This is a genomic window from Streptomyces sp. NBC_01635 (genome assembly GCF_045209715.1).
Classification (GTDB): domain Bacteria; phylum Actinomycetota; class Actinomycetes; order Streptomycetales; family Streptomycetaceae; genus Streptomyces; species Streptomyces hirsutus.
In genome coordinates this window covers 7,466,263-7,479,040 of the sequence record NZ_CP109277.1, presented here as the reverse complement: position 1 = coordinate 7,479,040, position 12,778 = coordinate 7,466,263, and the positions used below count along the sequence as shown (strand labels likewise).

11 protein-coding genes are annotated in these 12,778 nt (G+C 74.6%); 6 read left to right on the top strand and 5 right to left on the bottom strand.

The features are described from left to right. Nucleotides 1–120 precede the first annotated feature (120 nt). The gene (locus OHB56_RS34780) at nt 121–1,359 is read right to left on the bottom strand and encodes a PP2C family protein-serine/threonine phosphatase (RefSeq protein ID WP_406357713.1); all 1,239 of its coding nucleotides are present in this window, start codon (nt 1,357–1,359) and stop codon (nt 121–123) included. Nucleotides 1,360–1,812: 453 nt separating this feature from the next. Between OHB56_RS34780 and OHB56_RS34775 the strand changes: the two genes are divergently transcribed. The 6 genes from OHB56_RS34775 to OHB56_RS34750 all read left to right on the top strand — a co-directional run bounded on the left by OHB56_RS34775 (nt 1,813) and on the right by OHB56_RS34750 (nt 8,474). Further along, nucleotides 1,813–2,028, top strand: a complete 216-nt coding sequence (locus OHB56_RS34775; RefSeq protein ID WP_406357711.1) for a hypothetical protein — start codon at nt 1,813–1,815, stop codon at nt 2,026–2,028. 311 nt (nt 2,029–2,339) lie between these two features. Further along, nucleotides 2,340–3,227, top strand: coding sequence for an SDR family oxidoreductase (locus OHB56_RS34770; RefSeq protein ID WP_326755690.1), 888 nt, complete (start codon nt 2,340–2,342; stop codon nt 3,225–3,227). Nucleotides 3,228–3,768: 541 nt separating this feature from the next. Continuing rightward, nucleotides 3,769–4,911, top strand: a complete 1,143-nt coding sequence (locus tag OHB56_RS34765; protein WP_406357709.1) for a polyprenyl synthetase family protein — start codon at nt 3,769–3,771, stop codon at nt 4,909–4,911. Next, entirely contained in the window at nt 4,908–6,488 is a 1,581-nt protein-coding gene (locus tag OHB56_RS34760; RefSeq protein WP_406357708.1) for a phytoene desaturase, read from the top strand. Before OHB56_RS34765 ends, OHB56_RS34760 begins: the two co-directional genes overlap by 4 nt. Then, a complete protein-coding gene (locus OHB56_RS34755; protein WP_406357706.1) occupies nt 6,475–7,470 on the top strand; it encodes a phytoene/squalene synthase family protein in 996 nt (331 codons plus the stop codon). The genes OHB56_RS34760 and OHB56_RS34755 overlap by 14 nt, the downstream gene beginning before the upstream one ends. Further along, nucleotides 7,467–8,474 (top strand): DUF5914 domain-containing protein, encoded by a 1,008-nt coding sequence (locus OHB56_RS34750; RefSeq protein ID WP_406357704.1) that lies wholly within the window; start codon nt 7,467–7,469, stop codon nt 8,472–8,474. Before OHB56_RS34755 ends, OHB56_RS34750 begins: the two co-directional genes overlap by 4 nt. Nucleotides 8,475–8,561: 87 nt before the next feature. On the opposite strand, the gene OHB56_RS34745 is transcribed toward OHB56_RS34750, so the two are convergent. The 4 genes from OHB56_RS34745 to OHB56_RS34730 are packed head-to-tail and all read right to left on the bottom strand — an operon-like array spanning nt 8,562 to nt 12,764. Beyond that, nucleotides 8,562–10,109 carry an FAD-dependent oxidoreductase gene (locus OHB56_RS34745; protein ID WP_406357702.1) on the bottom strand — a complete coding sequence of 516 codons (1,548 nt, stop codon included), beginning with the start codon at nt 10,107–10,109 and terminating at the stop codon, nt 8,562–8,564. Further along, nucleotides 10,106–10,837, bottom strand: a complete 732-nt coding sequence (locus OHB56_RS34740) for a methyltransferase domain-containing protein (protein ID WP_406357700.1) — start codon at nt 10,835–10,837, stop codon at nt 10,106–10,108. Before OHB56_RS34740 ends, OHB56_RS34745 begins: the two co-directional genes overlap by 4 nt. After that, a complete protein-coding gene (locus tag OHB56_RS34735) occupies nt 10,834–12,057 on the bottom strand; it encodes a lycopene cyclase family protein (protein ID WP_406357698.1) in 1,224 nt (407 codons plus the stop codon). Before OHB56_RS34735 ends, OHB56_RS34740 begins: the two co-directional genes overlap by 4 nt. Then, nucleotides 12,054–12,764: an SDR family NAD(P)-dependent oxidoreductase gene (locus OHB56_RS34730; protein ID WP_326755682.1), complete on the bottom strand. Its 711-nt coding sequence runs from the start codon at nt 12,762–12,764 to the stop codon at nt 12,054–12,056. Before OHB56_RS34730 ends, OHB56_RS34735 begins: the two co-directional genes overlap by 4 nt. Nucleotides 12,765–12,778: the final 14 nt, after the last annotated feature.

The window sequence follows — 12,778 nt, the reverse complement described above, 5'->3', positions numbered from 1 at the left end:
CCGAACCGCTTCCACGGTCCGTCCGCCTCGGCGATCGTCCGAAGGCGGGCGGCCTCCTCCGTCGGCCTCCGTCGACCGGCTCGCGGTCGCGGAGCGCCGGGGGGCCGCTCGCGGCGGTCATCAGCTGTCGCTTCGTGCGGCCGGTGAGGCCTGCCGGACGTCCGCGCCGGAGCTGACGTGCCGCTGGGTCTCCTGGGGGCCGTGCCAGTCCAGGCACATCACGGTGGCGTCGTCTTCGAGCCGGCCGCCGGGGGCGGCGTCCCGGACCGCGGACGTCAGCATCAGCGCGGTCTCCCGCGGGTGCAGGTTCCTGGTGCGCTCGAGCAGGTCGAGCAGGTCGACCTGCTCCCCCTGCCGTTCGAGCATGCCGTCGGTCAGCATGAGCAGACGGTCACCGGGTCGCAGATCGATGTCCTGCACCCGGTAGGGGTGGGACGCGAGCGCGGCCAGCCCGAAGGGATGGTCCACTTCGCAGGTGATCTCCTCCGCAGCCCCCTCACGCAGGCGCAGCGGCCAGGGGTGGCCGGCGTTGACGAGCTGGGCCCGCCCGGTGTGGAGGTTGATACGCAGCAGCTGGCCGGTGGCGTGGCCGTGTCCATAGTCGGCCAGGGCCCGGTCGGCCCGGTGGGCCTGGTCGGCCAGGCCGGCTCCTGCGCGGCGGGCGCCACGCAGCGCACCCACCAGGACCGTGGCGGCCAGCGCGGCGGAGATGTCGTGGCCCATGGGGTCGGTCACCGACAAGTGCAGGGTGTCGTGGTCCAGTGTGTAGTCGAAGGTGTCGCCGCTGAGGTCTTCGGAGGGCTCCAGGCTCCCGCACAGCGTGAACTGCGCGGCCTCGCACGACAGCGAGGAAGGCAGCAGCTGGTACTGGATTTCTGCTGCCAGGGTGGGGGGCCTGGAGCGTTTGCCCCAGATGTAGAGGTCGGTGAAGTGCCCGTTGGCGATCACGACGTAGGCCAGGACGTGGCCGACTTCCCCGACCGCGTCGAGGACGTCGTCGCCGGCGCCGGCCGGCAGGAGCAGTTCGAGCAACCCGATGGCGTCCCCCCGGTTGGTGACCGGCACGATCACCCGCTGTCCCCGGCCGGTCGTCTCCCGGTACAGCCGCTGGGTACGGATCACCTCCTCGTAGACGCTGCCGGGCAGGGGGATCCGCTCCGCTTCTCTCCCACCCTCCGCGGTATGGGAGGTGGACAGCCGCGCCACCGACTTCCCCGTCAGGTCCACGATGAGGAAGGAGACCTCCGTGGCTCCGAAACACCGCCGCAGGTACTCCGCAACCACGTCGACGGCCTCCACCGGCGCCGCCGTCTCCGCTGCCGTCAGCAACTGAGGAAATTCGCTCTGCCCACCGCTCACGGCTACGGCCCCTTTCGCGGCCCCTCGTACCAGCTTGGGAACCGCCATGGTGAGAGTCAATCCGTGACCGGTCACGGTCAGTGAAGTATGGAGGGAGCAGGTCATCGGATGTGTTGCTCCGGCGGGACCGGCAGGAGGGAGAAGTGGTTCCGATGGCCTCGGGTGATGAGAACGGCGTCGTCTCCAGCCTCAGCAGGGCCGTCCCGGGTTCCGCCGACCGGTGGAGGGAGTCCGACGGGGAGCCGGGAGCGTCGGGGTGCCGGAGCCGGCCATGGCGTCCTCCCGCATGCCGTCTCCGCGGTCGCTGTCGTGGCGGCGGCGGTGTCAGGGGGTGGGTTCAAGAGCGGGTGGATCAATTGGGCCGCATGGCCGTCATCCGGGCGCGTCACCCGGCGTGCCCGGATGGGCTGGACGGCTGAGCCTGTCCCCGCCTCCCGAAAGCAGAGGTTCTTCATGATCGTCAAGAAGCTGCACGCATCCGGCATCCGTGCCGAGCACGCCTACACCGCCGGCTTCCTCTCCATCGGGATGTCCGTCATCACCTGGTGCGCTTCCCTGAGTGTGGAGAAGAAGGGCGAAGAACGCGCCGACCGCTTGGGCATCTTCGTCGGAGAGTGGGCTCCCACGTTCTTCGCCCTCGGTCTGGCCCTGTCCACCTGCGAGAAGTGACGGCGGACATCGCACAGCGGCTTCGGAGGCCGTCGCGCGACCGAGCTGCCGCTCGTGGCCGGAAACGATGAGCCGCTCGGCGCCCCGTGACGACTCGGCTGCAGCGTACTGCTCGTCGCCCTCCTGGTCCGCTCCCTCCTGCTGCCGCGCCGAGGCCCGGCCTCGGGCCCGGTGGCCCAGGGCCCCGGCCGCCCGTCACCGGACCCGAGGACGGGGAAGCAGTCGGCGTGGCGGCGCCCCGCATGCCGACGACAGGGTCCGCCCCTACCGTGAGGGGAAGGGGAACGCAGTCACGGGAGAGGAACCGTTCCATGCCGGTCACCGGGAGCCCGCTGCACGGACGGACGGCTGTCGTGACCGGAGCGGCACGCGGTCTGGGGGCGGCGATGGCCCGGGATCTGGCCGGCCGGGGTGCGAAGGTGGCGCTGCTCGGGCGTGAGGAGAGAACGCTGGCCCGGGTCAGGGACTCCCTGCCGGCGGGTGCGTCCGAGTGCTGGGAGGTCGACGTCACGGACGACCGGGGCATGGCCCGGGCCCGCGCGGAGATCCGTGCGCGGCTCGGATCGCCTTCCCTCGTGGTCGCCAACGCGGGAGTGGCCGAGGGCGGGCCGTTCGCCGAGTCCGATCCCGCGGTCTGGCGCCGGGTCATTGAGGTGAACCTGATCGGCAGTGCCGTCACGGCCCGGACGTTCCTCGGAGACCTGTTCGAGACCCGGGGTTACTTCCTCCAGGTCGCGTCGCTCGCGTCCCTCGGTGCGGCCCCGATGATGAGCGCGTACTGCGCGTCGAAGGCGGGGGTCGAATCGTTCGCCCACTCACTGCGGGCGGAGGTGGCCCACCGGCGTGTGGGCGTCGGGATCGCCTACATCAACTGGACGGACACCGACATGATCCGCGACGCCGACGAGTACGCGGTGCTGCGGGAGCTCCGGGGCCACATGCCACTGCCGGCGCGCAAGGTCTACCCCGTCGAGTACGTGGCGGGCCGGCTGGTCACCGCGATCGAACGGCGCCGTCCGTCCGTCTACGTGCCCCGCTGGCTGCGGTCGGCCCAGCTCGTGCGCGCCGCGATGCCTCCTGTGGTGACGATGCTGTCGCGACGTGAACTGCCTCGTCTCGCCGCCGGGGAACCGTTCGAGGCCACGGGGCTGCTCGGCGCCGGTGGCCGGGCCGACCAGGCCGGTTCCCCGCATCGCTAGTGCCCCGGCAGGCGACGTTCGCCCGTCAAGGAGCGGCGTCCGGTGCGTGCTCTCGGCGTGCCGGCCGGAAGTCCTCGTACTGGACGTACTTGGACTTTCGGCCGGTGCGGCGAAGGGGGTACCTCCCTGCTCGAGCGAAGCCGAGAGCTTGGGGGCGCGTGCCGGGCGTCGCGACGGGGCGAACGTCGCCTGTTGGGGCACTGGAGCCTCCCGTTCGGATCGTGCCGGGCTCGCGGGCGCGGCCGGCCGAGAAGGGTCAGGACCACCGACGTGACCGTCGGGATCAGCGTCGGCGACGTGGTGCCGCGGGCCTGCGCCGCCCGGCCGGGGCGCCGTCCGGACCGGCTCACCGGCGTCTCACGGGCGCGCCGTCAGGAGCGTGTCCGGGGGGACATACCGCCATGACGCCCACGCCGCTGGGCCGGTGGAGTGACTGTCCTCCGGGAGGGGCCCCGTAACGGGCAGGCATCAGCGCATCCGCACAAGGGCACTCGGCGGAAGCACTGGTGTGCAGGTGACCGAGAGTGAGAAGAGGTTGTGTATGTGGGGACTCGGGCCCACCGTGGCCGACCCGATCGGGCCCGCAGACGGTCCGCTCACGGCCCTCGACGCCGTCCACGCCGTCGAGGCGGAACTCGGGCACGTCCTCGACGAGGCACTGTGCCGGGCCCGTGCCGTGGACCCGCTGTTCGCGCGTGACGTCGCCGGCCGGGTCACCGCGTTCGTCCTGCGGGGCGGGAAGCGGCTGCGTACGGCGTTCGCATGGTGCGGCTGGCGGGCGGCGGGCGGCTCGGGCGACGCGACGGCGCTCCTGCGGACGGGCGTCGCGCTGGAGCTGGTGCAGGCGTGCGCCCTCATCCACGACGACGTCATGGACGGTTCGCCGCTGCGCCGGGGCGCGCCCGCGGTGCACGTCGACCTCGCCCGCATGCACCGCGCCGCGCGGATGACGGGCCCGCCCGAGGCGTTCGCGACGTCCGCCGCGGTACTCGCCGGCGACCTGGCCCTGGTCTGGGCGGACGATCTGCTGACCGGGACGGCGCTCGGCTCGCCGTACGGCCCGCAGCTGTACCGCGAGTGGCGGGCGATGCGCGGCGAGATGGTCGCGGGACAGTACCTGGACATCCACGCGCAGGCCGCCGGGTCGTCCGGGGTCGACGAAGCGCTGGGCATCGCCACGCTCAAGAGCGCCCTGTACACGGTCGAGCGCCCACTGGCGCTGGGTGCGTCCCTGGCCGGCGCCGACGCGCAGACCCTGGACGCGCTGCGCTCCGCCGGACGGTGTGCGGGGCTGGCCTTCCAGCTCCGCGACGACCTCCTCGGCACTTTCGGCGACCCGGACCTGACGGGCAAACCGGCCGGTGACGACCTGCGGGCCCGCAAGCTGACCTACCTGCTCGCCGTCGGCCTCCGGCTCGCGGAGGCCTCCGGGGACCGGGAGGCGGCCGACGTGCTCGGCCCGCACGCCTCCGCCCGGTCGGACGAGACCGTGGAACGGATGAGGGCGGCACTGAAGCGGACCGGTGCGTGGACGGTCGTGGAGGACAGGATCACGGAGCTGGCGGCGACGAGCCTGCGGCACTTCGCGAAGGCCGGTGCGGACCCCGTCGTACGGCGGGAGTTCGCCGCGCTGGTCGAACGGGCGTCGGGCGTTGCCCCGAAGCGGACCGGGGAGGCCGCGTGAGAACCGTGCCGGGGGCGACGGATCACGTCGTCGTGGTGGGCGCCGGGCTGTCCGGTCTCGCGTGTGCCCTGCATCTGCTGGGGGCGGGCCGTCGGGTGACGGTCGTGGAGCGGGACGCCGGTCCGGGCGGCCGGTCCGGCCGCGTGCGCCTCGGCGGCTACGAGGTGGACACCGGTCCCACGGTGCTGACCATGCCGCATCTGGCCGACGAGGCCTTCGCCGCCGTCGGCGACAGCCTCGCCCGGCACGTCGAACTGACGGCCCTGCACCCGGCCTACCGGGCTTCCTTCGCGGACGGGACGTCGCTCGACGTCCACACCGACGGCGCGGCCATGGAGGCGGAGGTGCGGCGGTTCGCCGGGCCGGCCGAGGCGGCGGGCTACCGCGGGCTGCGGGAATGGCTGGAGCGGCTGTACCGGGCGCAGATGCGCCGGTTCATCGACACGAACTTCGACTCGCCCTTCCAGCTCCTGCACCCGGACCTGGCCCGTCTGGCGGGGCTGGGCGGCTTCGGACGGCTGGACCGCCGCATCGGCCGCTTCCTCTCCGACCCCCGGCTGCGGCGGGTCTTCTCGTTCCAGGCGCTGTACGCCGGGGTCGCCCCGGCCAGGGCCCTCGCGGCCTATGCGGTGATCGCCTACATGGACACCGTGGCCGGTGTCTGGTTCCCCCGGGGCGGCATGCACGCGCTGCCCCGCGGCATGGCGGACGCGGCGGCCGGCGCGGGCGCCGACTTCCGCTGGTCGTCCGAGGTGACCGCGCTGGAGCGCTCGGCCGGCCGGGTGCGTGCCGTACGGCTGGCGTCGGGCGAGCGGATCCCCTGCGACGCGGTGGTGCTGACCTGCGAGCTGTCCGCGGCGCACCGGCTGCTGGGGCGTGCCCCGCGGCGCCCGGTGCGGCTGCGCCATTCGCCGTCCGCCGTGGTCCTGCACGCGGGGACCGACCGGACCTGGCCCGGTCTCGCCCACCACACCCTCTCCTTCGGCGCGGCCTGGGAGCGCACCTTCCACGAGCTGACCCGTTCGGGGCGGCTGATGAGCGACCCGTCCCTGCTGATCACCCGGCCGACGACGCACGATCCCGCCCTGGCCCCGCCGGGCAGGCACCTCCACTACGTGCTGGCCCCGTGTCCGAACACCGCCGTCGGGCCCTCGGCCGCCGCCTGGCGGGAGCTCGGTCCGCGCTACCGCGACAGTCTGGTCGCCGAGCTGGAGCGCCGGGGCCTGGACGGGTTCGCGGACAGCGTCCAGGAGGAAATGCTGGTGACGCCGCTGGACTGGGCCGCGCAGGGGCATGCGGCGGGCAGCCCCTTCTCGGTCTCCCACACGTTCGCCCAGACGGGCCCGTTCCGCCCGCGCAATCTGGTGCGCGGCCTCGAGAACGTCGTGCTGGCCGGCTGCGGGACCACCCCCGGCGTGGGCGTGCCGACGGTGCTCATCAGCGGCAAGCTCGCCGCCGCGCGCGTCACCGGCGGCGTCCGCGGCGATTCCGTCCGCGCCGTCCGTACCCGTCCGGCGCCGCGCGTCGCCCGTGCCGCCGCGACCCCGGCCGAGGAAGGCATCCATGACCCGTCGTGAACTGGACGCCGCCGGGATCACCGATCCTGCGCTGCGCGCCGCCTACACCCGTTGCAGACGGCTCAACGCCCGCCACGGCAGAACCTACTTCCTGGCCACCCGGCTGCTCCCGGTGGAACGCCGCTCCGCCGTGCACGCGCTGTACGGCTTCGCCCGCTGGGCGGACGACATCGTGGACGACCTCGACCGGCCCCGGGCGCCGAAGGAACGGGATCTGCTGCTACGGCGCCTGGAGAGCGACCTCGCCCACGGGCTGCGTACGGGCGGCGGGGACGAGCCCGTGGTCCGGGCCGTGGCCGACACCTCCGCCCGGTACGACATCGAGCACACGCTGTTCGCCGACTTCCTGGCCTCGATGCGCAGCGACCTGCACGTCACCGCCTATCCGACCTACGCCGACCTGCGCACCTACATGCACGGCTCGGCGGCCGTGATCGGACTGCAGATGCTGCCCGTGCTCGGCACGGTCACCTCGCGCGAGGAGGCGGCACCGCACGCGGCGGACCTCGGCGTCGCCTTCCAGCTCACCAACTTCCTGCGCGACGTCGGCGAGGACCTGGACCGGGGCCGTGTCTACCTGCCGACGGACCTGCTCGCCGCCCACGGCGTGGACCGGCCCCTGCTGGAGTGGAGCCGCCGCACCGGGCGTCACGACTCGAGGATCCGCGAGGCGCTCGTCGCCGCCGAGGCCCTGACCAGGAAGGTGTACCGGGCTGCGGAGCCGGGCATCGCCATGCTCGACCCGCGGGTGCGTCCCTGCATCCGCACCGCGTTCACCCTCTACCGCGGCATCCTCGACGCGATCGCGGACCAGGGGTACACGGTGCTGCACCGCCGGGCGGTGGTCTCGCGCGGGCGCCGTGCGGCCACGGCCGCCGCGGGAGCCGTCCACATTCTGCGGGCGCGGCGGCACGCCCGCACCGCGGACCGGGCGCCCCGTGCGTCCCGCACGGCACTCCGGGAGAAAGGACCCGTGCGGTGAGGGACCGAGCGAACCGGACCGGCTGGACACCGCCGTTGCGACGACGGCGCCGGTCCGGCTGGGCGGCGCAGACGCCGACCTGGCGGGAGGCGCGGCCCGCGCTGATCGCCGACGTCCTCAAGCGGGCGTCCGCCCGTCCGTCCGGGAACTGGTTCGTCGTCGGGGCCTCCCGGAACGTGCGGGCCGGCGACCGGCCGTACGGCAGGACGGTGGGCGGGGTCGAGGTCGTGCTGTGGCGGTCGGACACGGGCGAGCTGCACGCCGGGCCGGGGGCCTGCCCGCACCTCGGCGCTCCCCTGCGCGACAGCCGGGTGGTGTGCGGCACGCTGGTGTGCCACTGGCACGGACTGGCCCTGGACGGCGGCCCGTTCGCCGGCTGGGATCCGTATCCCGTCCATGACGACGGCGTACTGGTGTGGGTCCGGCTGGACACGGTCGGCGGCGAGGAGCCGACGGAGCGTCCCTCGGTGCCGGTGCGGCCGGCCGCGGGCAGCGGGGTGGACGCCGTGTTCACGGCGGTGGGGGCGTGCGAGCCGCAGGACGTGGTCGCCAACCGGCTGGACCCGTGGCACGGCTCCTGGTTCCACCCCTACTCCTTCGTCGATCTGACGGTGGCCCGGCCGCCGCGGGGCGAGGAGGACGACGCCTTCGTCGTCGACGTCTCCTTCCGGGTGACCGGCGCACTGGTGGTGCCGGTCCGGGCGGAGTTCACCGCTCCCGGGCCGCGTACGGTCGTCATGCGCGTCACGGAGGGCGAGGGGACCACGTCCGTGGTCGAGACCCATGCCACGCCGCTGACCGGAAAGGCCGACGAGCGGCCGCGGACCGCCGTGATCGAGGCGGTCGTCGCGGCCTCGGACCGGCGGGGTTTCGCGCTGGCACGGGCCGCCGCGCCCGCGCTGCGCCCGTTGATGCGCCGGACGGCCGGCCGGTTGTGGCGCGACGACCTGGCGTACGCGGAGCGGCGCTGGGCGCTGCGCAGCACCGGACGGTTTCCGGGCTGAGCGGCCGGTGGGGGCGGGCGGTGCCGCCCGCCCCCACCGGCCGCTCGTGCGCCCCGGTCCCGGGCGCTCTCCTCGCGAGGCCCGGCCTCAGCGGCCGGCGAGGGCGCCGAGTGCCCGCAGCGCGGGTGAGCGGCCCGACCGGGGGACCGTCCACAGCACCTGCCCCCGGACGCCCCGGTCGCCGAGCAGGGTGTTGGCCGCCAGGAAGCCGGTGGTGGCGGCGCGTTCCATCAGGGCCACGGGCAGGTCGCAGCGGATGGCGTCACCGGCCAGGGCCACCCGGGGGTCGGGAGTGCGGACGGTGGGCCGCCGGGAGTGGGTGCCGACCGGGAAGAGCGGGCAGTCGGCGCGCCGTTCGTGACGGGCGTCCACGATCCGCGCCGTCCGGGTCTCCGGGTAGACCCGGTGCAGGCTGTCGATCAGCCGGCTCCGCACCGCCTCGGGCTCCGCTTCGGCGGCGTAGGCGTGCAGTTCCACGACCGAGCCGCCGGTGCGGGCGGCCCACCGCGCGGCTTCGCCCTCGTAGCGTTCCAGGACGCTGATGTTGTCGAGGCCGTCGTAGCCGCTGGTGCCGAGGAACCCGGCGCGGTCGGCACGGACCGGCCGGTCGAGCCAGAGCCGGGAGACGGTGAAGGGCGGGGCGGTGCGCAGGGCGGCGATGTCCTCGCGCCAGGCGGGGGTGCCCAGACCGGGCGACGCCGCGACGACGCCGCGCAGGGCCCCGGGGTCGAGGGCGAGCACCACCGCCTCGTGGCGGTCCGCGGTGGTGGCGGCCCGCACCTCCACTCCCCCGTCGTCGCACGGGTGGACGCCGTGCACGGGCGTGCCGGTGCGCACGTCCGCCCCGAGACGCTCCAGGTAGTCGCCGAGCGGCTCCCACAGGGCCTGGGGGAAGGGCTCGTTCGGCACGTCGAAGAGCAGGCCCTCGGAGGAGCCGAGGAAGTAGATGTGGAACATCAGCAGAAGTTCCGCGGCGGACAGTTCGCGCGGGTCGGCGAAGAAGCTGCGCGAGAACACCTCGAACGCCAGATGGTGCGCGGCTTCGGGGAAGCGGACGCGTTCCAGGAACCGGGTGGCGCTCAGGGAGTCGAAGCGCTCGTAGACCTCGGGCACCCGGACGTCGAGGAGGGGCAGCGCGGCCCGGGGGTCCATGGCGGTGAGGTCGCGCCAGCCGAAGGTGGGGCTGAGGGCGACGAACCCGAGGGCGCTGAACGGTGGGGTGCGCGGGACGCGGGCGAAGCTGTCGGTCAGTCCTCCGCTGTGCCGTAGCGGGTAGTCGGGCAGCGGGCTGAGACGGTCGAGCGCGGGGTCGGTACGCCGCAGCAGGCCGCGCAGGTTGTAGTACTGGCGGAAGAAGGCGTGGAAGCCGCGGCTCATGGTCGCCTCGCTGCCGTCGGCGAGGCGGGTGCGCCATCCCGCGAGACGTCCGCCGAGCGACTCCTCCCGTTCGTAGAGAGTCACACGGGCGCCTCGTTCGGCCAGGAGGGTGGCCGCCGCGAGACCCGCGATCCCCCCGCCGATCACGGCGACACCCGGCGCGTCCGCCCGGGCGAACCGCTCCCGGCCGGGCGCGGGCATCAGGACTTCGGCCTTGCGGTCCCGGCCCCGCCGGGCGGCACGGTGCGCGCTGCTCATCGGTCGCCCTCCGCTGTCGTGGCGGAGCCGTTGCGGGCGAGGAAGGTGTGCACGATCCCGGTCTGCCATCCGGCGACGGGGACGGCCCGCACGCCCGTGAACCCGGCGTCCTCGAGCCGGTCGGCGAAGTCGGGGGCCTCGTCGAAGTCGAGGACGCTGCGCCACAGGTGGTGGTAGAGGGCACGGTTGCCGCCGAGGGTGCCCGCGGGGACGATCACCCCCCGGCACACGGCCGTCCACAGGGCGCGGTGGGCCGCCGAACCGCTGAGGCTGTACTCGTGGACGGCGAGGCGTCCGCCCGGTCGCAGCAGGCTCCGGACGGCGGCCAGGACGCCGTCCGGGTCGGTGACGTTGCGCAGCAGGTAGGCCGCGAACACCGCGTCGTACGGTCCCTTTCCGGCCGTGGCCACTTCCTCGGCGGTCAGGTGCCGGAAGCGCACGTGGACCGGCCACGGTTTGGCCCGGGCCCGCCGGAGCATTCCCGACGAGGCGTCGACGGCCGTGATCCGGGCGTGGGGCGCGGCCCGCAGGAGGGCCCGGGTGGAGGCGCCCGTCCCGCATCCGAGGTCGAGGAGGTGCAGCCCGGCCCCGCCCCGGGGCAGCCGCAGCCGTCGCGCCGAGCGCAGGAGGTCGGTGCGGTAGCCGGGGCTGAGGGCCGTGAGGCGGTCGTAGGTGTACGACGCGTGGTCGAAGGCGCGTGCCAGGTCGCGGTCGCGCAGCAGGGTCATCGCCGGCTCTCTCCGATGCGTGGGGCGGGGTGGGTACGACGGGGCAGGAAAGGGACTTCGACGGCGGTCCGGAGCATGGGGCCGATGGGGGTGCGCAGGCCGATGCCCCACTCCTCCCGGGGTGAGGTGTCGCCGTCGAGGAAGCGCAGCAGCCGTTCCGGCGGAACGCGGCGGAACAGGCCGGTGAAGAAGCCGGGGCCGTCGATCCGCCCGGTGTCCAGGGCCCGCAGCAGGACGGCGTCCATGGCCAGGGCCCGCCGCCCGTGCGGTCGGGGCACGAGGGCCCGGCCGTCGCGCAGGGCGGCGGCGATGGCCCGGCTCTGCCGTTGCACGGCGGCGAAGGTGTAGCCGGTGGCCGGGCGGGTGGCGCCGCCGGCCGTCCCGATGCGGAAGACGGCGCTCCCGGCGCGGCGGGGGAAGCGTGCGTCGGTCATCGGGATGGCGCCCTGTTCCGCCGATTCGACGGTGAACGCACCGAGTTCCAGGATCTCCCGGCAGTAGTGGCCGAGGGCCGCCTCGTACGCCGTCGTGGTCAGGGGGGTCCGGGAGAACTCGGTGTACTCGACGAGCGCCCTGTCGGGCGCCAGCGGCAGTACGTAGCCGAAGGCGAGCCCGTGGCGCGGCTGCGGCACCCGGAAGTCCATCAGGTCGGCGACCTCGGGATCGAACCGGTCCGTGTCCGTGCGCACGAACCAGCCGCGGAAGTGCTGGAGGAGCTGGGTCCGGGCGGGGGGCAGGGCGGGCAGGGGGCGGGAGTCGAACACGTGGCGGGCGCGGAGGGTCAGCGTCCGTCCGTCGGGTGCCGTGCACCGGACTTCCGCTCCGTCGGCCGTGTCGCCCACCGTGTCCGCCGTCGCGCGCAGGACGCGGGCGCCGGGCGAGCCGTCCAGGCGGGCGTACGCCAGCCGTTCGAACGCCGTGGAGCGGAGCATGCGGTAGCGCAGCGGGGACGGGTCCACGGTGATCCGGTCGCCGTCGGCGCCGTGGATCCGCAGCCGGGACCAGGAGGCCGCGACCGCTTCGTCGAAGTCGCCGGCGCCGCCGTCCCAGTAGCACCAGGTCCGTTCGGGCGGGCGCCGCGGGCCGTCCGGTGGTTCCACCAGGGTCACGGTGGTGGAGGCGGTCGCCGTCAGGTGCTGCGCGAGGCTGAGTCCGGACGCCCCTCCGCCGACGATGACGACATCGGACGCCGCGGCGGGGGCGTCGCCGCGGCGGCTCACCGGGCGCGCCGTTCGACGACGGGGGTGCCGTCCGGGGCGGTGCGCAGCAGTTCGGCGTCCGCCGCCATCGCGTCGGCGACGGCGGCGACGACCCGGCGGGGGTCGCCGCCCGGGGGCAGGGGCGGGGCGGTGCCGGCGACGGGCCGGTCGGCGAAGCCGGTGTCCAGGTGTCCGGGCCGGATGTCCAGGACCCGGATGCCGGCGGTCCGCGCCTCGCGGCGCGCTGCGGAGAGCCAGGCGCTCAGCGCGGCTTTGGAGGCGCTGTAGTCGGCCATCCCCGCCTGCGGGCGCTCGGCGACCGCGCCGGTGAAGGCGGCGATCAGGGACCCGGGGGCCATGAGGGCGAGCGCGGCACGGAAGAAGGCGGCGGGTGCGAGGACGTTGACCGCCGTCAGATGCTCCGCGATCTCGTCACCGAGCCCGGCGGCCCGGCCGAAGGCGACCGATCCGAAGGCCGTCACGACCGCGTCCAGCCCGCCCAGGGCATCCGCCGCACCGTGCACGGCGCGGGCACAGGAGGCGGGGTCGTACGCGTCGAAGAGGAGGGCCGGAGCGCCCGGGTACGCCCGGGCGGCCTCGGCGAGGCGGGCCGGGTCGCGTCCCGCGAGCGCCGGGCGCGCTCCACGGCCGGCCAGTTCCGCGGTGAGGGCACCGCCGAGGACGCCGGTGGCTCCGGCCACCAGCACGCGCGCGCCGTCGATGTCCACGTCTCACTCCCGGT